Here is a 24602-nt window from a genome sequence, read left to right as displayed (position 1 = left end):
GGTCTACATACAGGTCGACTAACGACGGCTGGTGTCAGTGTGACACGTGCCTATTTGAGGCTTGTTCAGCCAGACGTTTGCGTTCGGCGGCAAGGACTTCCTTGACAAGTTGTGCCTCGGTGAGGTCCACGGCCTCTGGCGTCGACTCGGCCATCTCGCTCACTCGAGCGAATTCATCGAACAGGGCCTTCTTCTCCGCGAGCAGCTCGGTTATCCGTTGATCGACGTTGTCTTCCGACAGCAGCCGGTGGACCTGTACCGATTGGACCTGGCCCATCCGGTGTGCGCGGGCTATGGCCTGGGCCTCTGTGGTCGGCTTGAGCTGCGGCTCGCAAATGATGATGACAGACGCGGACTGGATGTTGAGCCCCACGCCACCGGCCACGATTTGAGCGACGAGCACCGCGCCGTGCCTGGCCGCCGAGAACTGGTCCACCATGTGCTGGCGGTGATGCGCCGGAATCGACCCCGTCAACGGTCCGAACACCGGGCCGGGAAGGGACTGGCAAACCAGGTCCAATACCCGCCGGAAGTGCGAGAAAACGATGACCTTCCGCTCGTTCTCTTCGGCCTCACGGACGATCTCGATGAGCCGTTTCATTTTCTCGGAGTCGCGCCCTTCCAAGAGGGCTGCTTGCCGCATCTCCATGAAGTTTCCGCTCTGCACGGCCGCTCTATAACGGGAAGCATCAGCCGAGCTCATCGGCAACCATTCATCAATCTCAATGAGCTCGGGAAGCTCGGTCAGCACGTCCTCCTGGTTGCGACGGAGGTACGCCGGTGCTATCTGCCGCCGAAACATCCGTGGCGAAAGATCGGAGGCGTCGACAGTAAGGTCGGGGCGCACGTACGACGCGAGATTTCGAAATTCGGCCACTCTGTTCTCCAGCGGTGTGCCCGTGAGGAGAATCGCCCGATCGGCGCGCGCGATCAGCTCCGTCGTCCGCACCGTGCGCTTGGCCTGCGGGTTCTTGATGTAGTGAGCCTCATCGACCACGATGCATGCGAGGTCACGGTGCCGGCTCAAGGTCGGTCCCCACCACGCCAGCGTCTCGTACGTCGTGACAGCGACTCCGCCGTCTCGCATCCAGGCTCGGCTGGCACGTTCCCGATCAGGACCGTGGACTCGATGCGCCCGCAGCTTCGACTTGCCGGCCACCTCACGCATCCAGTTGGTCACCACCGCTGCCGGGCAAACCACCAGGAAGTGGCTTTCACCCCGGCTTCGTAGATGGGCGAGGACCGCGATGGCCTCGACGGTCTTCCCGAGGCCCATCTCGTCACCGATGATGACCTTGCGCTGTACCAGGGCGAAGCGGGCCGCGAAGCTCTGGTAACCACGAAGAGACGCGGTCATGTGTTCACCGCTGAGTGTCTGGTCGCGAACGGCCTTGATGATCTCTTCGGGCAGGTCGCCGTGCGCTGCGTTCTCGTCTTCGGTGATGAAGCCCAGTTCCGCGAGCATGGCGTAGTAGTCCGCGGGACGGCTGAGGAAGTCATCCCATGGGTCGCCACCAAGAGTCGGCCCGCCGGACGACAGAGAGGAGTCGAGCAGCTCGGCACGCCGTTTGACGATGTGGATGCTCTCACGGAGCTCCCCGGCAGTGAGCTCCCTGGTCGGAATCACCAGGAGATGGCTCGTTCCACCGGTGATAGTCGTCCTCAGCGGAGCGAGCTCGGCGGCACGTTCAAGGTCGGCTGATGCGCCTCTGGTCTGGCGGCATGAGTCCCACTCGGCGAGTCGCCGCAGGAGTGTGGTTGTTTCGGGTGATCGGTTGCTGATGTCGATCCGTACCGGCATCTCGTCGTAGGTCGTCTGCCACAACGTGTGTGCGGCTCCCAGTATCCGCCAGGCGGACGTCCCTCCGATGCCCGGTAACTCTGTCAGGGCTGCGTCCCAGTCGAGCACCTCCTGGACCGTTCGAATGCCTGCCTGGGACAGGACGCCTACCCGAAGGCGTTCGCGGGTGGCGGTACGCAAGGCATCGACCGGCATTTCCTGCAGCATCCGCCGAACGTCGGCGCGCCGTACCTTCTCGGCCGCATCGGATGCGGCAGCACGGTACTGCTCCTCGCTCGCGATGACCCTGGCGATGACGTCCAGAGCCTCAGGCAGACCCTGGAAAATCGAACTGTCCAAAAGCTCAGGCCGCGAACTCGCATACCTGGCCACAAGGGAGAAACCAAGGGCGGGATCGAGAAGCGCGCCGAATCCCGAGCGCCCCTGGTCGAAGGTGCCCCTGAAGGCGCCGAGCCGCTCCGCCCGGTTCGGCCAGCCGGTGAGCGCCGCGTGGTGACCGCGCAGGAATGCGGCGGCGGCCTCTGCCGTCTGCTTCGTCGCCGCTCCGGTGAAGAAACGGCGCATACCAAGAAGAGGCTGAACATCGTCGATGGCGCGGGGGATGTCGTCGGTGAGCAGCCGCATGACGGCGTGATCCTCTGCCGTGACCAGAGGAAGATGCGCCCGTTCCCATAGAAGCCTGACGACGTCCCTGTCGTCCATCCCGAGGGGAACCACTCCCCAGGCGATCTCGCCTGCTCGGGCGATCCCGACGCTACGTGCGGCCAATCCTTGTTCTGCACGATCGGCGGCTACGTGCACGGCCGAGTGCCAAGCTCGTACGCCGGCGGCTTGCCGGCCCCACTGCTGGAAGTCCGCTACGAGGCGCCGTATCTCTGTGCGATCTGTTTTATTCATGCCTCGTTAAGTGATGGATGGACATCAGAGTACGTGATGGTAAAGCACCTACCTCCTATGGAGGAATAGCCTTAGACGGCTCACCCGGCGTTCGCCGATGAGGCCGGACGCCTGACACTCTGGAGGTAGCCGGTGCGGCTTGAGGATCTCTGTTCCGGTGTGCGGGTAGCCGGAGTCATGCCTGGCGAGTCCGTTCTGGTGATCGCCGCACAGTGGCACGGCTCCGACGCTCTGGAGCTGACCTACAAGACCCTGGACGGAGGGCTGCGTCAGCAAGTGCTCTTCCGCTCGGATGAAAGCAGGCTCAGCCTGTCTGATTCCGGCAGCCGTCCGTTCGACGCCGATGCCGAAGACTTTCGGCTGGCCGCTGAGACACAGCGGATCTCCCTAGCCGGGCTGTTCGATCCGATGCTCGCCGTGGCGACCAGCGACGTACAGCCATTGCCACACCAGATTCGGGCCGTCTATGGCGAGATGCTGGACCGCACACCGCTGCGCTTCCTTCTCGCCGACGACCCGGGCGCCGGCAAAACAATCATGGCGGGCCTGTACGTGAAGGAATTGCTCCTCCGTGACGACGTCAAGCGGTGTCTGATCGTGGCCCCTGGCGGGTTGGTGGAGCAGTGGCAGGACGAGCTCTACTTCAAGTTCGGGCTGCGTTTCGACATTCTCTCCCCAGCAATGGTGGACGGCGCGTTCGGGCAAAACGTTTTCGAGCAATACCCGCTCCTCATCGCGAGGATGGACCAGCTGGCCCGGAACGACAGTATGTTCGCGCAGCTCGATGAGGCCGAGTTCGATCTCGTTATCGTCGACGAGGCCCACCGGATGGGCGCGCACTACTTCGCCGGCAAGCTGAACAAGACTCGCCGGTTCCAACTCGGCGAAACCTTGCGTGACCACACCCGTCACCTGCTCCTGATGACCGCCACCCCGCACGCAGGCAAGGAAGAGGATTTCCAGTTGTTCCTCACCTTGCTCGAGCGCGACGGCTTTGAGGGCCGGTTCAAGTCGGGTATCCACAACGCCGACACCATGGGACTCATGCGTCGTATGGTCAAGGAGGACCTGCTCACTTTCGACGGCAAACCCCTCTTCCCTGAGCGGATCGCCCAGACGGTCCCTTATCAGCTCACTGCCGACGAGCAGCACCTTTATCAGTGCGTCACCGAGTACGTGCGCGAAGGAATGAACCGGGCCGCGCGGCTGGATGACAAGCGCCGCAACACCGTCGGATTCGCGCTCACGGTGCTGCAACGGCGTCTGGCGTCAAGCCCGGAAGCGATCCATCAGTCTCTGGTCCGACGTGCGGACCGGCTGAGGCGCCGCCGCGACGACCTACTGAACGGCCGTAGCGTCGCCGATGAGTTCGCACAAGTCGATTTGGACGACTGGGACGAGGAGGAACGCAGCGCCGCCGACATCGAGCAGGTCGAGGAGGACTTGATCGACACCGCCACTGCGGCGCGCACCATCGAGGAGCTCAATGCCGAGCTGGCCGACCTCGACCAGCTCATCCATCTCGCGCAGCGAGTTCGCAACCTTGACACGGATCGCAAGTGGGTCGAGCTGCGAAAGATTCTGGAGGACAACGACCTCATCCACCCCGGCGCAGCGAAACCACGCAAGCTGATCATTTTTACCGAGCACCGCGATACCCTCCACTACCTTGCTCGCAAGATTCGCGCGGTGTTCGGCAGGAACGACACGGTGCAGACCATCCACGGTGGTATGCGCCGGGCCGAACGGCGCGCCATCACCGAGGAATTCACCAAGAGTCCAACCTGCCAGGTGCTGGTGGCGACCGATGCGGCCGGCGAAGGACTCAATCTTCAAGCCGCGCACCTCATGGTCAACTATGACCTGCCGTGGAACCCCAACCGCATCGAACAGCGTTTTGGCCGCATTCACCGCATAGGCCAGACCGAGGTCTGCCGCCTATGGAACCTCGTGGCCGCAAACACCCGGGAGGGCGAGGTATTCGCCCGGCTGCTCCACAAGGTCGAAGAGCAGCGTAAAGCCTACGGCGGCAAGGTCTTCGACGTTCTCGGTGCGGCCTTTGACGAGACGCCGCTCCGCGAACTGCTGATCGACGCCATCCGGTACGGCGACCTGCCGGAGACGCGGGCAAGGATGGAACAGGTGATCGATGACTCGGTCGCCAATGGCCTGAATGAACTCCTCAAAGAGCGCGCACTCGCCAACGACGCCATGTCAGAGATCGATCTGGCGCACACTCAGCGGATGATGGAAGAGGCCCGAGCCCGTCGGCTGCAGCCGTACTACATCGAGTGGGCGTTCCGCCGTGCCTTTCAGCGCCTCGGTGGGCGACTCACGCGACGCGAGCCCGGCCGGTACGAAATAACCCAGGTTCCGCCGGCGGTCCGGGCGGTCACCAAGCACGGGCCGGTCGCCGTGCGCTACGAGCGTGTCACCTTCGATTTGGAACGCATCAACGTCGACGGCAGGCCGCGTGCCGACCTGCTCGCCCCAGGACATCCTCTCCACGACGCCGTTGCCGAGCTCACCATTGGCCAGCTGCGGCACTGCCTTGAGCGCGGCACCGTTCTGGTGTCACCACAGGTCGAGGAGCCCACCCTTCTGGTCGGAGTGGTGGAGGAGGTCGTAGACGGCACCGGAGAGTCGATCGCGCGCAGGTTCGGCTACGCCTTTGTCAATCCTGCCGGCGAGGTCCGCCCGGCGGGGCCCGCACCGTATCTTGACTGCATGCCGGCTCCGCGGACTCCTTCTGTAGTCGCGGCCACGAGGTTGCCCTGGCTCAGCGTGGCTGAGTCACAGGCCCGCACGTGGATCATCGGTCACCAGCTCAAGGACTTCCTCGCCGAAGTGTCGGTTCGCCGGCTCGTCGAGCTGCAAAGGACTCGTGAGCGGGTCGACCAGCGCCTGAGCCATGAGTACCGCCGGCTTGCCGATGAGGCCAGGGCGGCCATGAGCAAAGAGCAGGCGGGCATCAAGCCGAAGGAAAGCTCCGACAGCCTCATGCGGAAGGCGCACGACCTGAAGATTCGCAGGCAAGCACGGTTGGCGCTGCTTGACCAGCAGGCCCAGCTGGCCACCAAACCACCGCAGCTGATGACCGCCGCGCTGGTGCTGCCGCTGGCCATGGTGGCCGCCGAGATTCCCGCGAGCGCTCCTCTGCACGCCAAGGAGGCCGCGGTCGTCGAACGGCGGGGGATCGATGCGGTGCTGGCCGCAGAGCGTGCGCTCGGCCGCCTGCCGCAAGAGCAGGCGTTCAACAACCCTGGCTACGACGTCCTATCTCTGCCATCTGATAATGGTCCATCCATCCGTATCGAGGTCAAGGCACGCCTTGAAGGGGCCGAAGATTTCTTCGTCACCCACAACGAGGTCCTTACCGGCATGAACTCGGCTCCGCATTACCGCCTCGCACTGGTCACGGTCAGCAAGGCAGGCCCCAAGTACGACCAGGTCCGGTATCTGGCCAACCCGTTCGCCAACGTCGATGCCGGCAGCCTCGCCGCGCCCGGCGTACGCGCGAGCTGGTCGGCGGCCTGGAACGCTGGATCAGCACCTTTCTGAACCAGCGACCACCTAAGGCGCGTGGCGACCGCCGTCCAACTGTTCGAGGAGGTGGCCACCGGCTACGAAGACGGCCCGGGTCAGTCGTAGGGGCGGCCGTGTTTGCGGGTGCGTGTGTGCCACTCGGAGCGGACCTGCTTGGAGACTCGGGCCCCGTCATGTCGTATATCGCGGACGTGCCTCCGCAGGATCGCCATCTCGGTCAGGAACTCATCGGCGTCCGGCACCCAGGACAGGCCCTGATCGAGGGCTTCGATGGCCGAGGAGAGGAGGGTCTCGGCCGCGTCGATGTCATCACGAAGCAAGGCGTCCGCGGCACGAAGCCTCGCTTCCTGGGCATCGTGGAAGAGCCGTTCGGCTCGCACCGCGAGGTCGGGCACGACCTCGGCCGCCCGATCTCCGGGGATGACACGGATCGACACCGGCTTGGTGACGGTGCGAGTCGTCAGCGTCCGGCTTTCCACATACGTGAGCGTGAGCTCGACGACGACGATCGCACCGAGAGTCGCCATGCGGGGCACGGGCAGGTGCAGAAGCAGCTTGCGCGTCTCACCGCCGTAGAAGTCGCCCAGTTCCGCGACGACGGTGCCGTCGGTGCGGCGGGTGCACGGCAGCTCGCCGTACAGCCGGAGGCCGGGGACGGGCATGCGCGGTGTGATCGTGAGACTGGCGGCCTGGACGACCTTGGACATGATGACGCCCATTTCGGCTGCGATGAGCCGGACGGCGCTGTCGGCGTCGGTGGCGTGCAGGGAGCTTCCCGCACCGCCGTCGGCTATCGCCGCCATGAGGCGTTCGTCGTAGTCCAGGCCGTAGCCGAGGGCGGTCGTGGTGACGCCGTTCCGGTGGCCGTCGCGAGCGATGTCCGCGAGGAGCTCGTGATTGACGATGCCCTCGTTGGCGTGACCGTCCGAGATGAGCAGCACTGTGGCGCCGTGATCGCCGATGACGCGACGGACCTCCTGCATGCCACGGAGCAGACCGCTGGACAGGTCGGTGAATCCGCTCGGGTGCAGAGTGTTGATCGCCCGCTTTGTTGCGGCCTTGTCGGCCAGCGGGCCGGCCGGCACCTCGACCTGGGCAGTGTCGCTGAAGCTGACCAGGCCGAAGGTGTCGGCAGGAGTGAGGCGGTCCACCAGGCCCAGCAGTGCACGCTGGGCACCGGCGAGGCGGGCGCCGGCCATCGATCCACTGCGATCGAGGACGACCTGCACGGTCACAGGCGGCCGGTCGGCAGGTGAGGAAGGCGGGGCGACGAGCTGCAACAACAGAGTGACGTCGTGGTCCCTGTTCTGGGGGACGGCGCTCATGTCGAGCCGGACGGTGAGGTGCACGGCGTTCTCCTGTCAGCGGCGCTTGAGCGTCCATGAACCGTCGGCCTTCACCACGACCAGACGGGTGCCTGCGGGGAGCAGCGTCTTGCCCCGGTACGTGCCGAACGCAGCGCCCCGATCTGGACCGATCTCAACGACCTGATCCGTGACAGGCGCACCGACCTGTACGACCCGCTGCTCGGCTACACACTGGGCCACGTGGCGCCGCGCTGACATGGTTACCGTCACTGCACCGGGTAGCGCCGTCGGTCGCCGTCTTGCCGCCGCTGCCACGGTCGCGGCCCTGGCCGCACTGCTTGCGATCGGGCTGATGGCCATCCGGCCCGCGTTGCCGGCCATCGTGCCCGACTACACCTCCTGGGACCTGGGGTACACCGACCTGACCTGGTACGTGTACTGGATCATCGGTGACACCACCGAAGCCACGTTGGCCAAGTCGGCGTTCGGCGGCCTGCTGATGATCGCGGGGGCCTGGCTGGCGCACACCGCGCGCCTCCGTGGGAAGCGCTGGCAGGGATTCGCCCTGGCCTGCGGCACCGGCGTGCTGTGGCCGTGGGTGCTGGTCGCCGCCGGGCTGGGGCTGCTGCTGAGCAACCTGCTGTGGGGCTGGACAATCGACGGCTGGCAGCCCACGTTCGCCCCGATGGTGTCCGTGCCACCGGCTGTCGTCATCGTGTACGGCCCCGGCTGGCGAGTAGCGGTGACCGGCGCGCTGCTCGGCGCGACGGTGATCACGCCGCTCGCCATGGTGCTGGTCAACCTGGTGTTCTCGCCCTTCGGCCTGTCGCCCGTGGTCGGCAGCACGCTGGCCATGTCCGTCGGCGGGCTCGGCGCCTTCTGGCTGTGCCGGAGGCTGCCCTGGCTGCCACCGCCGTGGACGCCGCCACCATCCGAGCCGTCGTCCGAGCCGTCGTCCACGGCACCGGTCCGGCATGGAGCGTCATGGGTGCCGCGCCGCATCCTGGCCGACTTCACCGAGGCGCACTTCTTCGGCAACGAGTGGGCGGGAGCGGGGCTGCTGCTGGGCTGCGTCCTGCACTATCTCCTCAATCCCGCCGCACCCGCGTACGGCAGCGGACTGCTGCCGCACCTGCTGGCGGCGCAGGTCCTGACCGCGGCCTGCGGGGTGCTGATGTGGGGCGGGCGGTGGGCGGCCTCCGGCTGGTACCCGACCTTCGTTCCCATCGTCTCGGTAACGCCGGCCACGGTGCTGGCCTTCGGCGGCACCGTGCCCTCGATCGTCGCCGGAGCCGTGCTGGGCGCCGCCATCGCTCCTCCGCTCGCCGCGGCGCTGGCCCGGCATCTGCCCGACGACGTCCACCCCATGGTCGCCTACACGGCGTCCATGGCCGTGTGCACGGCGACGATCATCCCGCTCCTCGACCTGCTTCCTGGTTTCTGACAAACATGACCGAACCCACGACGCCTCGACCACGACCGGCCGCACCATGACGAGAAGGGACTTCATGCTGGAAGCCGAAAGCTCCCTCCGTGCGCCCGAAGGCTATTTCACCGGGTGGACGCTCGGCGCGCTCGGGCGGGACCTGCGCGCCGGGCGCATCACGTCGGTGGAGCTCACGAGGCACGCCCTCGACGCCATCGCCGCGCTCGACCCCTTGCTCAATGCGTTCATCACCGTGGACGCCGAAGGTGCGATGGCCGCCGCCCGCCAGGCCGACGCCGAGCTGTCCCGGGGCGTGGACCGGGGCCCGCTGCACGGCATGCCGGCGGGGGTCAAGGACGTCATCATGGTCAAGGGCCTCCCGGCGACCATGGGCTCGCGGCACTTCGCCGACCATGTGGCCGATGCCGATGCCTCCTGCGTGACCCTCCTGCGCGAAGCGGGAGCCGTCATCGTCGGCATGACGAACACTCATGAGTTCGCGTACGGCCCGACCGGCGACCGCTCCGCCGCCGGGCCGACGCGCAACCCCTGCGACGTCTCCCGCATGTCAGGCGGCTCCAGCGGCGGCAGCGCGGTCGCCGTAGCGGCGGGCATGATCCCGCTCGCGCTCGGCACCGACACCGGCGGCTCGGTCCGGATCCCGGCTGCGCTGTCCGGGGCCACCGGTTTCAAGCCCGCCTACGGGGTGCTCCCGGCGGACGGCGTCTTCCCTCTGTCGAAGACCCTCGACCACGTCGGGCTGTTCGCGCGCGACGCCCAGGACTGCCTCGTCGCCTACCGCGCTCTCATGCCCGGCGACCGTCAGTTTCCCCCCAGGCGACCCGGGGCCGAGCGCCCGCGGGTCGCCTGGCTCGACCCCGGTGCCGTAATCCCTTGCGATCCGCGGGTCGTCCGCGCCACGCGCCGGTTCCTGGAGGGAGGAGCCGGGCCCGCGCCGGAGCGCCGCCTGTCACGGGAGGACGCCGACGATCTGCGCGAGACGTTCTTCTCGATCCAGAGCCACGAGGTGATCGAGGTGCACGCCGGGCGCATGGCGCAGGCTCCCGGCCTGTTCGACGACGAGGTGCTGGAACGCCTGCGTACCGCCGCCACCGTGTCGCGCGGGCGCTACGCCCGCGCCATGGGGGCCCGCAGCCGACTGGCCGAGGCGGTCCGCTCGCTGTTCGGTCACGACGACGTGCTGGCGATGCCGACCGTTCCGATCACCGCGCCGGCGCTCGGCCGGCGGGAGGTGGACGTGAACGGCACACCCGTCGCCGTACGCGACGCCCTCCTATCGCTGACCAGCCCATGGAACGTGCTGGGCCTGCCCGCGCTCAGCATCACCGCCGGAACGGTGGACGGTCTCCCCGTCGGCCTTCAGCTCGTCTGCCTGCCCGGCCGTGAGCATCTGCTCTTTCAGACCGCCGCACTCTGCACATCTACCGGAGAAGTCCATGTATGAGATCTACGAGCTGCCGTCGTTCCACCTCGACGGCGGCGCCGTCCTCGACCCGGCCAGGCTCGCCTACCGGACGTACGGCGAGTTGAACGCGACCCGGACGAACGCCGTCCTCTTCCCCACCTGGTTCGCCGGGGACCACACCTCCAACGAATGGCTCATCGGTCCGGGCAAGGCGCTGGACCCGCGGAAGTACTTCATCATCGTGCCGAATCTCTTCGGCAACGGCCTGTCCTCCTCGCCGTCGAACACCCCACCGCCCCACGCCGCCGCCGACTTCCCCACGATCACCATCCGTGACAACGTCAGGGCGCAGCACCGGCTGGTCACTGAGCACTTCGGCATCGAACGGCTGGCGCTGGTCCTCGGCTGCTCTATGGGAGCCCTGCAGACCTATCAGTGGGCGGTCAGCCATCCGAACATGGTCGAGCGCGCCCTGCCGTACTGCGGGTCCCCGAGGACCTCGCCGCACAATGCGGTCTTCATCGAGAGCCTGCGGGCGGCTCTCACGCTCGACGCGGCCTTCGACGGCGGGCGCTATCAGGAGCCGCCGTTGGCCGGTATCAGGGCGTTCGCCCGCATCTATGCGGGATGGGGCTTCTCCCAGGCCTTCTACTGGGAGGAAGCGTGGCGGCGGCTGGGCTTCGGGTCGCGGGAGGAGTTCGTGATCGGCTTCTGGGAGGCCAACTTCATCGGCCAGGACGCCAACAACCTCCTCGCGATGCTCCGTACGTGGCAGGACGCCGACGTCTCGGGCACCCCAGGACACGACGGTGACATCGAAGCGGCCCTCGGCTCCATCCAGGCCAAGCTCATCGCGCTTCCCGCGGAGAAGGACCTGTACTTCCCTCCGGAGGACGAGGTCCGTGCTGTCCGGCACATCCCGAACGGGGAAGTCCGCGTGATCCCGGGGATCTGGGGCCATATGTCGGGTGGCGGCGCCAATCCCGCAGACGCCGCCTTCATCGACGCCGCGGTGCGGGAACTGCTCGCCGCTCCTTCACCCGTCGCCGTACCGGCCACCTGAGCGCCCGCCCGCTCCTGACCGGCCGAGGCCGCCGAGCCGGCCGTATTCGACCCCGTGTCCCCGGAGTTCGCCTGGTTGCCGGCGGAGAAGGAGCAGCAGCTCATCCGGAGCGGCGGTCCGCGCGAGCGAGCCGGCCGACCTCAGCGGCCCGCTGGACCGGTTGAGCGCCGAGGTACGCGAGCGTGAGGCCCGCCGGTGGGGCCGCCAGGCCGATGGAATGGATCTGGCGGCCCGAGCGGGCGGCAGCATCGCCCTGGCTGCGCTGTCCCCTCCCCATGGGGTGCCACCGGAATGCGGCGGAAAGGGGCCGCCGAGAGAAGTTCGGTCCGGTCAGACTCCGCGATGGGGACCGGGCTTGCCAACGGGTGAGGGCGTCGAAAGATATAGGCGGGTGTAGCGGGCCAGACTGGCGACCGAGGCGTGATCCGGGGGCGCGCCGCTCGGTGATGAACACCGGCCCCTTGCCGCGGCCGACGAGCAATCTCGGTGGAAGACACGCAGTGCGGGCCTGCCAAATGCCCTGGCCACGTCCCTCGGTCGACCCAGATGCCGCGCAAGCCCGCAGCTTGACCGCCCGCGACGTCCGCGACGAGGTCGTCACCTACTGTCCAACCGCCCTCGGCAAGACGGGCTCCATACCGCTACGCCGCCATCTGGCAGAGACGCGCATCCGTCCTCTGGACGCCCTGCCGACTCCTGGCGCGGCATGGTCGCCGACCACGTCAGCCAGGCCGGATCGGCGGAGTTGACCGAGCCGGTTGTCGGCTACGCCGTTGGCGGCTATTCCGACGCGTCTTGAATCCCACGCCGTTGATCTCATGGAAGGATCACGCTGCCGTCCGCCTGTCGATGATGACGGCCACGCCGTTCCTGGCATGGCGGGGCGCGGATCTGATCACCGGCCGCTCTGCGTTGCGCACGTATTCGGCACGATCAGCGGATGAGCTGGTGCGTGCTCGGGCGGTTTCAGCGGTAGCCGGAGGCTGGAGCGGCCGGAATTACAGCCTTGACCTGGGGAAACAGCGCCAAGATCATCCCCCATATGCCCCCTGATCATGGTCGTACGGCTGCGTACGGGCGCTGTCCGCTGCCCTGTCGAGGGTGGCGAAACACAAGAGTTGCGGCTGTGAAACCGCAGGTCAGGGGCCATTTCTGGCGATCTAGGTGAGTGCCCCCGGCAGGATTCGAACCTGCGGCACCCGCTTTAGGAGAGCGGTGGCTGTACGGCTGGCTCAACCGATGTGAACTGCGTGAACGTCCCGCTCAACCCGCGTCCTTTGCAAGATCATCTCGTACATGTTCCGCACCCTCCGAGGCTGGCCACATCACGTCACTCAGTGATAAGACCCGACGTGATCCATAGGAAAGGCAGGCCTCTCGCGATGGCCTGCCGCTCTGCTCGGTCGATAGGTACTGGCTGGTGAGTTGTGATTGTGTAGGACGGCGTTGCGGTACGGCTGCTGTAAGGCAGCCGTACGCTCAGAGGCCGTAGTTTCTCCAATCACGTCGGCGACTCGCCAAGTGAACCGATGCGTGGATTGCCATGCGATCTCGAGCCGAATCAGACGGTGGCCTGCGTGGAGTCGTCATCTTCGTCAGGTTCAACCTCGTCATCGACATGGCGGACCACTGGATCAGTCGTCGATTCCGACCACGCGATGCCGAGCCAGTCCTTCAGCCGTGCGTAGGCGAGTCGAAGGAGAACATCAGCTCGCCGATCCATGAACTCTGGGTCCCACTCCACATCGCGTTGCCCGAGTGCTCGCAGGTGCGGCAGGTATCGAGACATCTTGGCCAGTTCCTCGGTCGACTGCGCGAACGCGAAGCCCGAACCCTTGAGGATGGCCTTTGCCTCCTCGGTGGTCGTAGCACCAAGTGCCGCGTACAGCACCTTCTTCTCAGTCCATGGTCGCGAACTTAGTGACGCGTTGGCGGCCCCTGGTGCAAGGACCAAGTTGCCGATCTTGTCAACGGTCTCCTTCTCACTGTAAAAGCCCTGATCCCATCCACCAGTCTCTTGCTGCGGAGCGATGTGCTCGATCGTGAAGTGAGTTTCATCAGACCAGCCGTCTGATGTGAAGCACGGAGCCACCCCTGCCTTTCCCTGCTTTATAAGGCCTGGATTTTCAGGGTCTTCAATGGTGTCGTGGTAGGCCGCCAGCAGAAGGAAGCGTGTCAGCGGTCGGCTGATCTTGTAGAGAGGCAGAGCTTTTGCCGCCGCCAGAAACGACGCAAGATTCGGGATGCCGCCGTATTTCTTGTCCGTATTGGACAAGCGCGCCGCGAGCTCCTTCTTCAGGGCTTCAGCGTCCACCGTTGGCTCAGGCTTCTCTGAGTTTGGCACTGCCCACTGACGCGCGAGAGGTCCCATGCCAGTCAGCGAGTCACCCGCCATGACGGCTCGATACTGGCTGTCGATGTTCCCGGTGCCACGTCGCGTTGCTCGCCAGAAGACCGTGAAGGCGGTAATCGCTTTGATAGCCGTTTCAAACTCCGCGACTCGTTTATCCCGCTCCTCACCCTCTTCTGCATGAACAGCCTCGGAGTAGAACCGCACCAGGGGTGCAATGGCGATCGTGTGGTTGAGATCTTTTAAGAACCCTAGACAGAGCTTGACCGTGTCCGTCATGGCGGAGGCGGGGAGCCCGACGAGCTGACGAGGATCATCCTTCGCCGGCTCCCATGTCGCGCCAATGAAGGTCGCCGTGTCACTCAGATGACGTAAGTAAGCAACGCGATCATCGTCGGAATCCTTATGACGGTCGAAGGTGTCCTTCATGTAGACGCGTTGCTCAGGTAGCCGCTTCGAGAGCTTCTTGGCCGTCTCTGCTAGGGCAAACGTCACCAGCAGCTCGCGGGTCGCATTTTGCAGCTTCTCTCCCACGCCAAATCGATTGAGGTAGCTCTGGACGGCCTTCATGTGCTTGTGCGCGTCAGAGCCCTGGTAGTCCTGAACTCTTTCCGCCATCACTACGCGCGGCAAGAACGTCTCGAAGGCAGTCAAGGGCTCACCGGTCGTGTTCAGTGACTCGAAGATGGTAAAGGCGTAGTCCTCGTCCTTGCCCTGCACCACAGTCAGCGCGATGCGGTTCAGGACGTACGCGGCAAACATCACGAGCCGCATCAGCACAGCCTCGGGCTCGTTCTCCAGCTCACGAAGCCACTTGCACAGCTCGGGATCGAGTTCATGGTTGAACAGCGCACGCTGAAACTCGATCTTATCAGCCAAGATTGAGAGCGGCGGCAAATCCTCAAGCTCCTCAATCGTTTTAAGGTGAGCAAGCTTGATCAGGGCAGCACGGATCTCGCCGAACCGCTTGATTAGATCGTCTTCGCCTTCACCCGCACCGGAACGCGCCTTCGGCTTGAAGTCAGTCGGCTTCGCGGTCGGCGGCTCCGCGTCTGCCTTGACTGAGTAAGTATAGATCAGATTCGCAATCGGAGACTCATAAAGTTTGAGCTTTGCATCCTTGGACCACTGGTCGACGAAGGCACGGATCAAGCGGGGGTAGATCGGCGCGTCGCCGAAGTTCTTTCGCTCGTAGAAAGCAGTGCTGAGGGTCTGCAAGATGCCGACGGTTTCTGAGTAGAGCGAGGCGTGCGCAGCGTCCGTAAAATCGGATGTCTGACCCTTGAAGACCTTCCATGAGTGCTGGCGGATCAGATTGTGAAGGCACACGAGCATAAGGAGCAGGCTCGACAGACGTTGCTGCCCGTCGATCACAGTGAGCACCTTGGACGGCACTTCGGGCTTTACAATCGGCTGTACCGTAACGTGGTTGACGTCATGGATGGTAATCACGGTGCCCAGGAAGGTGAAGCTGTCGGGAGCCTCGCCGAGATTCTTCAAACCATGAAGGGTGTCGTCGAGCAGCTTCTCGACCTTGTCCCTGCCCCAGCCATACGGTCGCTGATACGGGGGAAGGTACAGGCCGAGGCCATTGTCCGACAGCAACTCACGAAGGCTCTTGCTCTGCGCCTCAAATATCTCTCTGGCCTGGGTGGGCATGGGTCGTCCTTCGAATGTAACAGGTTGGTCAGGTTAGGTATGGCACGCCATGCAGGCGTCATCGCCACCGTCCTCCACGAGGACATCATCGAACACGTCGATGATACGTGTCCACGGCTGGTTGGGGCGGACCGATCCATCCAGACGCGGTCAGTTCTCTCACCTCCACCATGCCCTGTCGACACAACGCCGGGGTGAAAGCTGATCCGCCGGCGACCACAACATCATCCACATTGGAACGGCTAATCGTCAAAGGAATCACCCCGATAGCAAGGGGATTGGCGGTGACCCGGGACGAACTGGAAGCGCGAAGGCTGGCTCATACGCCCATGTGCCCGCTAACCGAGTTGAACTCGTAGAGTCCGCCGGGTCGTGATCTTGTGGTTGCTGGCGTATGCCGGGAGTATGAGGTATGCGCAGCGGGGCGGGTACACGCCCGCCGAGCGGCAGCGGCGTGAGCGGTTGCGGCTGCAGGCGGCCGAGCGGTTCGCGCACGGAGACAGCGCCGGCGGCATCGCCGCCGACCTGCGGATCACGGCAAGCAGCGTGCGGCGGTGGCGCCGGGCCTGGCGCCAGGGCGGGACCGAGGCACTGAAGTCGACCGGGCCGGTCTCGCGCGAGAGGCTGAGCCCCCGGCAGTGGGCCCGGCTGGAGGCCGAACTGGCCAAAGGGCCCCTGGTCCACGGGTTCGCCGATGACCAGCGCTGGACGCTGAAGCGGATCAAGACCGTGATTGGCCGGTTGTTCCATGTGGGATACACGGTTCAGGGGGCGGGCAAGCTGATGCGGCGGCACGGCTGGCCGGTCCAGGTCCCGGTCCGCCAGGCGACCGAACGGGACGCCGAGGCGATCGAGGCACGGAAGGCCGAGGTGTGGCCGCAGGTAAAAGCGTGGCCGCGGATCTGGGCGCCTATATCTGTTTCGAGGACGAGGCGGGGCAAGGGCTGAGTCCGCCCAAGGGACGCACCTGGGCGCCGCGCGGGGCCCGCCCGGTGGTGGTCGTGCGTGGCGCGGGAGGGGGTCAGGTCGGCATCGCCGGCGTGGTGTGCTTTCGCCCCGGCGATCGCTCGCGCCTGTTCTACCAGGTGTTGGTCTGGCGTCGACGCAAGGGCGAGCCGAAGGGGTTTGCCTGGTACCACTACCGGGACCTGATCATCTCGGTGCATCGGCGGCTGGACGCGCCGGTGGTGTGGTGCTGGGATAACCTCAACCTTCGCCTGGCGTCGGCGCTGGCCGACTTTGCCCGGGAGAACAAGCAGTGGCTGCGGGTGTTCCAGATGCCGTCCTACGCCCCCGAGCTCAGCCCTGCCGAAGGCGTCTGGTCCCTGCTCAAGCGCGCCATGGCCAACTTCACCGCGGCCAACGTGGACTGCCTGGTCCGCATCATCAAACGCAAGCTGAAGAAGATCTAGTATCAGCTCCACCTGATCGAGGGCTGTCTAGCCAAGACCGGCCTGGCCGTCGAGCCCTGGTGATCGCTCGAACTCTACGAGTTCAACTTGGTTAGCTCGGTTGGTGTTGTCAGTCAGGCGTGAGACGCTCCCCCCTATGACCACCAATCACACGGAGGGCGTTTGCCTGCCCTCCTACCGCACGCTGGCGGCACTCGCGCTCGCTGCGCCCGAGGAACACGTCCGTGAGCTCACCGATTGGGTGGAGCACGCCTCTGTCGTACGCGGTGGGGCTGCCGAACGGGCAGGTTGGGAGAGCGCTTATAAGTGGCTCCGGCTTGCCCAGGGGCTACGCACAGTGACCTTCGACATGTCGTATGACGATGGGGATATGTGCGCCGTCGGCGGCGACTTCGACGCCGTCTGGTCGGAGATGATGGCGGAGTGGCAGCTGCACCTAGTGCGGCTCGGCTATGTTCGAGCGGCGCTCGAAGGATTCGTCAGAGTGCTGTGCTCGGACGGCTCGCAGCCCGCTATCGCCATCGAAAGGGCGGAGCACCAGCTGTCTCGCCGCACCGACGTCTGGCCACTACACGCACGCGAAGTCGCCCAGCACCTCACGGCCCACGCCCGGGATCGGGCTGACAGCACCACTGTGTCCGTCGCGTCCGGTGTCGCCCAGGCGATCGCCGTGCACCGTCAGGCGGTGCACGGCCTCGCAGGAGTCCCCGAGCCGATCACCGACGCGGATGCGAAGATCCACGCAGCCGGTCACGAGGAAATTTGCGCCGCCAGGGAGGCTTCCACGGCCGTAATGCTGGGCATCCAGCTTGCTGGCGGCAGCGCTGGCCGAGGGGAGGGTCGCGGTTCTCGACGAGGACAAGTACCTCTTCGATGGCAGGTGGATCCCCGATCGCGCTGGCGGCAGCCGGTGGGTGGATGAAGAGATGCCCTACAGCGAGTATCTTGCAGTTCTCCACCTTGAGCCTGGCGAGCCGCCCGAGCGCTGACTCAGGTGCTCCAACTTGGCGGTCGGCTCTGTTCTGCATCTGGCAGGAGGGAACGACGGACGGGGACGGAAGCTAGGCTTCCCCCGTCCCGCTGATTCAGGTCATGCACCAGCCGGAGTCGCAGGAACCATCCCCCTGGTCGACGGTGCTGTCTGCCAAGCCGTCTTCAGGGATTGCCTGCGCGAGCGGGCGACCGTACCTCGTGAGATACACAGAATCTCGCCCAAGCGCAGCCCGGCGTTCGTTGATCGTCTTCTCAAGCCGCACTGAAAGGGCGAACAGCTCGGGTTCGTGCCTACGTTGGTGTCGCCACTCGTCGACGGTGCGAAAGGGGCAGAAGAAGCAGGAGCTTTTTGGTGGCACCGGCATGCCGGCCTCCGTGATGATGTGCTCGCAGTCGCTCCTGCGGAGCCCAAGATCGAGAAGGGGGTACTCGATGAGCTCGTGGGGCTCTCGTCGGCGCCGGTTGGCGCGGTGGATCTCGTCGAGCGATATACCGATCCCCACCGCAGCAGGATGCTCTGCGGTGGCTCCGTGCTCTCGGAGCCACCGCCCGATCACCTTGATTTTGAAGTCCGTCGTGCAGTTACGCCGGCCCGGAGCCCCGTTCGCCATACGCACTGGGATGGGGATCGATCGCGTGGCCGGCCGGTTCATGCGCTGCATGAGCGTCTCGGTGGTTCCGTCACGTTGGCGCCGCCTGAGCTCATGGACTTCGAGCCCCGCTCGGGCCGCGTACGGGATGGCGATCTCACGAACGTAGGCGAGTGTCGCCGGATGCTCGCTGTCGTCGCCCACGTTGGCGAAGAGGAAGGTCTGGAAATCGATCTGTCTACGAGCCGCTAGCACGAGCAGCGCTGTTGATTGCACGCCACCTCCGTAGGAGACGACCTTCACGGAGGTGAGGCTCGGCTGGCCGGAAGCGGCCTGGAGATCGGAGGCGGTTGGGTTGGCGCCATGGGCTCCGGGGGTACGCTGCAGGATCGACATGTGAGAGATATTATGGATCCCCCGCTAGCACATCAAGTGTTTATCTCATAGCTGTCGGCCGATGGGGTACCCAGTCGCAGGCGGCGTTGGGCACCGTGCGTCGTAACTGTGGACGGACAGTTGACTCAGGGCTGAGGCTTGATCACGACGGAGTAGCCCTGGGCCAGTATCGATGCGAGGAACTCCACAGCGGCGGCCTGGTCGGCGCCCGTGAACGTACGTGCTGCGGGCAGCACCTCTTGCGGTGGACGCACCACGGTGGGGCTGCCGGACCTGCGGCCGCGGGGCTTCTGTGGAGCGCGCTGTCCCGCGCGGAGCATGGTGATTTCGGCGGGAACCACGGATCGCTGCCGGTGTTGCGCGTCCGCGAGAATCGTTTCTAGGAGCCAGAGGGGAGAACCGGAGAGGACGAGGTCTGCCTCGGCGATACGTCGCCGGTTACGCCACCGGGAAACCGTCTGGGCATCTCGACCGAGGACACGACCTACCTCCTGAATGCCGAGGATGACAGGCAGTTGTTCGTTGTCCTGCAGGACATAGCCGTGAGGGATGGCGGCCTTGTAGGCCTCGAGCTGCCTCTCATCAACCTGACGGTCTCCGATATCGCTGATGCGCAATACCGTCGCCAGCAGCCAGTACGGATTGCCGGAAGCGACTAGGTCGGGCTCGGGAAGTGTGCCTTCTGTGCGCCACTTCTGTGACGTTTGGCGCGCGACTCGGAAGAGGGAAGCGATCTCAGCGTGCCCGAGCAGGTACGGGACCCGCACTTGAGCCATGAGAACCATCCCAGCATCTGCGCTCCTACCGTAAGACCGCCAGGCGGTACGCTGCTGCCACACCTGGCTGTCCGTACAGATCCTAGGCACACCAGCGGGTCAGGGCCGGGGCCGACAGCGACTCAACATCAATCAGGTTTCGGGTAGCGGCCGACCTCAGTACCGATGTCGGCGTCACTTCAGGCGGGCGGCTACGACAGCTCCCGTCCGTGCCTGATCTCCCACGTCCCGACATCGGTATAGAAGCGGCCGAAGTGCCGAAGCCACGCGGCGATGGTCTCGGTCGCTCTTTTGGCTTGCTCATCGGTCAAGCCTGCCTGGTCCTGCAGCGCATGCTGCAGCTCCACGTTGGTCAGGCGATCACCCTCCACCAGCGCCCGGAGGGCAGGAATCTCCCGCAGGCGGCTTTCGACCCAGTCTGAGAACTCCGCCTCGGTCAAGCCTACCGGTACGCCCAGGAACGCAAGGTCCCGCAGGATGGCTGTTTCCACGGATCGCCCGAATCGAGCCCTTCCGCTGTAGTACAGGTAGACGGCCTCCGGGCGTCGTGTAACCGGGTACCAGCCCTGCCGTGCTTCCTCTCGTAGCTGGTCGGAGGCAGTTGGGCGGTGTTCCTTCAGCAGCTCCGCTTGTCTTCTCACCAAGGCGGCCATGTGGGGCGTCGCCTCGATTGCACATGCCTCGATCTCAGCGAGTACGCGTCCGACTTCCGGATGTGCCGCGGATGCCTCGATAAGGATCTCAATGTTCGGATTCGTGACCCGCCCGGTGGCCTTCCCTGTCAAGTTGGCCGACCCGATCAGACAACGCTCGTCTGCGAGGTAGAGCTTGGCGTGCAGGCTCGGGCACAGGGCGATGCGCAGCCGCTTGTCGTTCTCTGCGAGCTCAATGATCTCGGGGTCCGATACTCCTGCCGCCACCTCCTCGGGGACCCATCGTGTGGTGCACTCGATGCTCTCGACAGAGGCGGGGACGGCGGAGAGTGCGGCTATCAGAACTTCTCGCTTGATGAAGGGCGCCACAAGGGTTACGCGTCCATAGGCGCCCATCATCAGTTCTTCGATCTGCCGCCAGATGTGGGCAGGGTCGGTCACGCGTCGCTGGCCTTTCCGTCCACAAAGTCGCGGGCGTACTTTCCCCACTCACGGCGGGCGTCCGCGATGCGTTCGCGTTCGCGTTCGGGGTAGGTCTCGTCCTCCATACGCGCCCAGGAGAAGAGCAGCAGCTTGAAGGTCTCCGCGACACGGTTGAGCCGGTCGCGCAGGTCGTCCACGTCCGCGTCTTCCGGGACGTCTTCAAGGACCGCCATCAACTGAGCGTGCAGGGGGTGCTTCTCGTTGAAAATCACCTGCAGCATGCCGGCCATGAGGTCGATGCTGAAGAAGGCGGGGGTGTCCTGGAAGCTGGAGATCCACCGCGCGCGGAGATCCTTCTCCAGGGCCTCTTCGACCATGGACTGTGCAGTGTCCTCGTCAAGATGGTGTCGCTGGGTGAGGGCCTCGACCTGTTCTTGCCGCTTGGTCTCGGTGGTCGCCCCTTCCTCCAGCTCGTCCGTCTTTCCGGTGTAGCCCTCCTCGCTTCGGCGCTTGACGGCGTCGGTGGCCCTGGAAGCGACGTCATCGTCGTGCCGCTTCTTGCTCTTACGTGTGCCGACCGTCTGCTGCTTCAGCTGCCGCCGAATGGCTGGCAGGAGCTTCTCCTCTAGGTAGAGCACGAGATCGATGAGAGGAAGACGCGGATCGCTGAACTCGGCAAGACGCTCCTTGAACCCCTTGAAGGACTCGCCGGCCTCAGCGTGGGCCTTCCAGTCGAAGTGAGCCAGGGAGGAGAAGACGGTGGCACTCTGCTTGTTGTTCGTCACGCCGAAGATGGCGTCGAGTTCCGGCGGGAACTCCACCTCGATGCCCCACCACCGTTCTGTCGGGTCGTACCCGATGGCCCAGGATGCGTCGAGGTCGAGTTCCCTGCCCTGGCGTACGAGCGAGATGCCGACGTTGCGCCTGGCGTGCTTGCCCCACGGAAGAGTTCCAGGGTCGGTCGCGCGGCTGATTCCGTCGGGCCACGGGTAGCCTTCGACATCGGCGCGGCGTGCCTCCGGGCGAGCGATGGAGGCCCGGACCGTGATGTTGTGCTTCTTGCCCTCATGGAGCACGGGGAAGCGTGTCACGCCGGGCTCGGACTCGCTGCCCATGGAGAAAGGCATGAACATCGGCCTATCTGAGAACGGCGCCGGGGTGGAAGTGGGCGCCATCAGGTAGAGGGGGTCGTTGGGTACAGCGTGGTATTCGCCATCGACGACCTTGCCCTCTCGGACGGGCGCCATTCGGATGTCGACCCGTCCTTCATGGAGGTAGTGCCGGTAGACGCGGCCGATCAGCTCGGCGGTGTTCTTCAGGGTGGCCGCGGCTCCGTACCAGTTGACCTTGTCCAGCTTGGTCCAGACGACAAGCGTGCCGGTATCGCCGAGCCCCTCGCTCAGGTTCCGCCAGTAGTCGGGCAGCGGGTCGTGTGTGGGTTCGGGGACGTCATCGCTCAGCCCCATTTCGATCTCCTCGAGATCGAGGTAGGTGTGCATGGCGTTGCCCGCGCCGTTGGTCCAGGACCAGACGTCGAGACGGGTGCACTGGGACATGCTGGAGTTAGGCAGGCCCATGCCGAAACGGCCGATGCGGGTGGGGTCGGCGCCCTGTCCATCACCGTACTTCAGGGCGCGCCGCAGTTGCGTCGGCTCCATGCCGTGGCCGTTGTCGAGGACAGCGATGGTCTCCACACGGTGGTTGGTCCGAGCGCCGACTTTCACGGGGTTTTCGCAGGCAAAGACCTCTACGAGGGTGGCCTTGGCGTCGATGCTGTTGTCAATCAGTTCGGCGAGGGCGTAGGCGGTGTTCTTGTAGCCACTGTCCCGCATGGCCTTGACGGTCAGCGAGGGACTGACGATCCGGTAGTTGCTGCCGTCACTGGTCACGCTGTCTCCCATACGTCTTCCCAGTTGGTGAATGCCTCTGCCACGTCGCCGAACCCGGGAAGCTCTGGGTTCACGACGGTGATGATCTCGCAGGTGGCAGTCCCGCCAGCCTTTGGACCGCGGATGACGCGGCCGACCATCTGGCTGTAGAGCACCAGGGACTTGGTCGGGCGGGCGATCACTGCAGCGCTAGCGGCGGGGGCGTCGAAGCCGGTCGTCAAGACCCCGAAGTTACACAGAACCATGGGGCGCCGACTGGCGCCCTTGAACCGAGAGATCACCTGGCTGCGATGTCGAGGGGAGGACTCGCCGGTCACGAACTCAGCATCGATGCCAGCCGCGGACAGGACGGCCGCGATCAGCCGGCAATGGTCGACAGAGGCGGCGAAAACCAGAATCCGGCGGTGCTGCTGGAGCAGCTCCATGATCACCTGGATGATCTTGAGGTTCCATTGCTCGTCCCGCGCGATCTCGGCCATCATCACAGCCGGAATGTCGAACGACCGCGCAAGGAGTTGTTGATCTCGAGCCGACAGGTGTATACCTGGCTCAGAGGCCACTGTTCTCATCAGCGGCTTGGCCAGGTATCCCTGCTCAATTAGGGCCGTCACCGGATTGGTGTAGCCCTCGATCTCCAACATGACCTTTTGCCGCGAAAAGTAGTCGGAGAGCTCCTCGTCCTTCGAGATATCCGCCCACGTTCGTCCCGGCGTGGCCGTCAACCCCAGGAGGCTAGCGTCATGGCGGATCGTCAGTTCATCGACCACTCGTTGGAAGGTGGGAGCGATGATCTGATGAGCCTCATCGAAGACGGTAAGGGTGTTGCGTGCCGCAAGAGTGGCCAGGAATTGCGGATCCGACTTGGCTGTCGAGACGGCCTTCTCCAGGCCGAGGACGACCAGCCCATCGGTCATCCCCGTGAGCTCTACAGGGGCGTTGCCCCATACACGAAGAACGGGGAGCGGACGGTCACCGACCTTGGCCCAGGCGCGCTCAAACTCTGAGGCGGCCTGCTCCAGCAGCTCTTGCCCGTGCGCCAGCCACACCACCACGGTCGGTTCGCGCTGCCGTAGATGATCGCAGATCAGGCTCATGCCTGTTCGGGTCTTGCCAACGCCAGTGGGCAGATGGAGCACTGTCCGCCGCGAGCCGTCGTACAGCAGTTCCTTGACCCGAGCCGCCGCATGACGCTGATGCGGGAACAAGGCATACTCGGGCGTCGCCTCCTGCTTGAACGCTGGCGGGAGGGGCGGCGCCCGGTCGATCGTGAAGCCGAAGAACTCAAGCAGCTCGCGCCGCTCGTCAGCCGTCCACTTCAGGCTTTGCAGATAGTCCAGCGGTGCCTGTACATCGCCTACGGAGCCAAGCCGCTGTGCCAGCTCAGCCTGCTTGGGGCTCGGAACCATCTCTAAGAGAGCTGAGCGTTCGGCCTCGTCAGCGACCAGGCGCTCGGCGTCGATTACGATCGGGGCAACAGCCCTCAGCCGGTCGTCTGGCGCTGTGCCCCCCTCGATCAGATCGAGCAGGGCACACAGCCGCTCGCCGAGATGTGCCCGGATGTACGACACGGGCGCATCAGCGAGGAGCGCCTTGAAGGACATCCCCGGTGACCAAGTCGTCACGGATTCACCTGCCGATGCGGAGCAGACAACAGCCCACATGCGCCTCGGTCGGCATAGTTGTCATGAACTTCCATCCCCACCTCCATGACGCCAAGCACCACCCCAACGCCCAGGGACTGCAACGTCGCAGCGTGCGAACCACCTTAATAAGGGGCACTGACAGCAGGGGCACTATTAGTCGAAAACCCAGCCAAGGGCGGGGATTTGTCACCTTTTCGACCAGAATCCTCGGCCCTTGAGCGCCTCTTGCTACAGGCGAGCTGCGCGCCACGCCCAAGTGCCAGGTGTAGAACATTCGTTCAGTAAGTGGCCTCTGACGCCATGCGTTTGAGTGATTCGAGCAGTGGATCTTGCTGTATGACTAGGATCGACT

At 65.0% G+C, this 24602-nt stretch carries 15 protein-coding genes and 1 pseudogene; 7 read left to right on the top strand and 9 right to left on the bottom strand.

Annotated elements, in window-relative coordinates; translation table 11 throughout:
* Positions 1-34: 34 nt before the first annotated feature.
* Positions 35-2425, bottom strand: a complete 2391-nt coding sequence (locus AB0K67_RS33260; RefSeq protein ID WP_364068088.1) for a DEAD/DEAH box helicase — start codon at positions 2423-2425, stop codon at positions 35-37.
* Positions 2426-2830: 405 nt separating this feature from the next.
* Between AB0K67_RS33260 and AB0K67_RS33255 the strand changes: the two genes are divergently transcribed.
* Positions 2831-6259, top strand: a complete 3429-nt coding sequence (locus tag AB0K67_RS33255) for a helicase-related protein (protein WP_364068087.1) — start codon at positions 2831-2833, stop codon at positions 6257-6259.
* An 80-nt stretch (positions 6260-6339) separates the two neighbouring features.
* Here the strand turns inward: AB0K67_RS33255 and AB0K67_RS33250 are convergent, their stop codons facing one another.
* Positions 6340-7593 carry a VWA domain-containing protein gene (locus tag AB0K67_RS33250; protein ID WP_364068086.1) on the bottom strand — a complete coding sequence of 418 codons (1254 nt, stop codon included), beginning with the start codon at positions 7591-7593 and terminating at the stop codon, positions 6340-6342.
* Between the two features lie 310 nt (positions 7594-7903).
* Between AB0K67_RS33250 and AB0K67_RS33245 the strand changes: the two genes are divergently transcribed.
* From AB0K67_RS33245 to AB0K67_RS33235, 3 genes are all read left to right on the top strand, one after another.
* On the top strand, positions 7904-8995 hold the full coding sequence (locus tag AB0K67_RS33245) for a hypothetical protein (protein WP_364068085.1): 1092 nt from the start codon (positions 7904-7906) through the stop codon (positions 8993-8995).
* 64 nt (positions 8996-9059) lie between these two features.
* A complete protein-coding gene (locus tag AB0K67_RS33240; RefSeq protein ID WP_364068084.1) occupies positions 9060-10442 on the top strand; it encodes an amidase in 1383 nt (460 codons plus the stop codon).
* Positions 10435-11466: an alpha/beta fold hydrolase gene (locus tag AB0K67_RS33235; RefSeq protein ID WP_364068083.1), complete on the top strand. Its 1032-nt coding sequence runs from the start codon at positions 10435-10437 to the stop codon at positions 11464-11466. The genes AB0K67_RS33240 and AB0K67_RS33235 overlap by 8 nt, the downstream gene beginning before the upstream one ends.
* A gap of 140 nt (positions 11467-11606) precedes the next feature.
* On the opposite strand, the pseudogene AB0K67_RS33230 reads toward AB0K67_RS33235, so the two are convergent.
* Both AB0K67_RS33230 and AB0K67_RS33225 read right to left on the bottom strand, forming a co-directional pair.
* Positions 11607-12068: pseudogene (locus tag AB0K67_RS33230) on the bottom strand (HAD hydrolase-like protein); the annotation flags it as partial.
* A gap of 959 nt (positions 12069-13027) precedes the next feature.
* Complete coding sequence (locus AB0K67_RS33225; protein WP_364068082.1) at positions 13028-15475, bottom strand: DUF262 domain-containing HNH endonuclease family protein; 2448 nt, start codon at positions 15473-15475, stop codon at positions 13028-13030.
* Positions 15476-15880: 405 nt separating this feature from the next.
* Between AB0K67_RS33225 and AB0K67_RS33220 the strand changes: the two genes are divergently transcribed.
* From AB0K67_RS33220 to AB0K67_RS33210, 3 genes are all read left to right on the top strand, one after another.
* Positions 15881-16423, top strand: coding sequence for a winged helix-turn-helix domain-containing protein (locus AB0K67_RS33220; RefSeq protein WP_364068081.1), 543 nt, complete (start codon positions 15881-15883; stop codon positions 16421-16423).
* A complete protein-coding gene (locus AB0K67_RS33215; protein ID WP_364068080.1) occupies positions 16366-16887 on the top strand; it encodes a transposase in 522 nt (173 codons plus the stop codon). Before AB0K67_RS33220 ends, AB0K67_RS33215 begins: the two co-directional genes overlap by 58 nt.
* 136 nt (positions 16888-17023) lie before the next feature.
* Positions 17024-17809, top strand: coding sequence for a hypothetical protein (locus tag AB0K67_RS33210; protein WP_364068079.1), 786 nt, complete (start codon positions 17024-17026; stop codon positions 17807-17809).
* A 163-nt stretch (positions 17810-17972) separates the two neighbouring features.
* Here AB0K67_RS33210 and AB0K67_RS33205 read toward each other — a convergent pair whose 3' ends face one another.
* The 5 genes from AB0K67_RS33205 to AB0K67_RS33185 form a co-directional block, all read right to left on the bottom strand.
* Positions 17973-18866, bottom strand: a complete 894-nt coding sequence (locus AB0K67_RS33205; protein WP_364068078.1) for a phosphoadenosine phosphosulfate reductase — start codon at positions 18864-18866, stop codon at positions 17973-17975.
* Positions 18867-18991: 125 nt separating this feature from the next.
* On the bottom strand, positions 18992-19642 hold the full coding sequence (locus AB0K67_RS33200) for a hypothetical protein (RefSeq protein WP_364068077.1): 651 nt from the start codon (positions 19640-19642) through the stop codon (positions 18992-18994).
* Positions 19643-19833: 191 nt separating this feature from the next.
* On the bottom strand, positions 19834-20736 hold the full coding sequence (locus tag AB0K67_RS33195) for a phospholipase D family protein (protein WP_364068076.1): 903 nt from the start codon (positions 20734-20736) through the stop codon (positions 19834-19836).
* The gene (locus AB0K67_RS33190) at positions 20733-22607 is read right to left on the bottom strand and encodes an ATP-binding protein (RefSeq protein WP_364068075.1); all 1875 of its coding nucleotides are present in this window, start codon (positions 22605-22607) and stop codon (positions 20733-20735) included. The genes AB0K67_RS33195 and AB0K67_RS33190 overlap by 4 nt, the downstream gene beginning before the upstream one ends.
* Positions 22604-24208: a DEAD/DEAH box helicase family protein gene (locus tag AB0K67_RS33185; protein ID WP_364068074.1), complete on the bottom strand. Its 1605-nt coding sequence runs from the start codon at positions 24206-24208 to the stop codon at positions 22604-22606. Before AB0K67_RS33185 ends, AB0K67_RS33190 begins: the two co-directional genes overlap by 4 nt.
* Positions 24209-24602: the final 394 nt, after the last annotated feature.

This window comes from Nonomuraea sp. NPDC052634 (genome assembly GCF_040678535.1).
Classification (GTDB): domain Bacteria; phylum Actinomycetota; class Actinomycetes; order Streptosporangiales; family Streptosporangiaceae; genus Nonomuraea; species Nonomuraea fastidiosa.
This window is presented reverse-complemented; position numbering and strand designations above follow the sequence as displayed.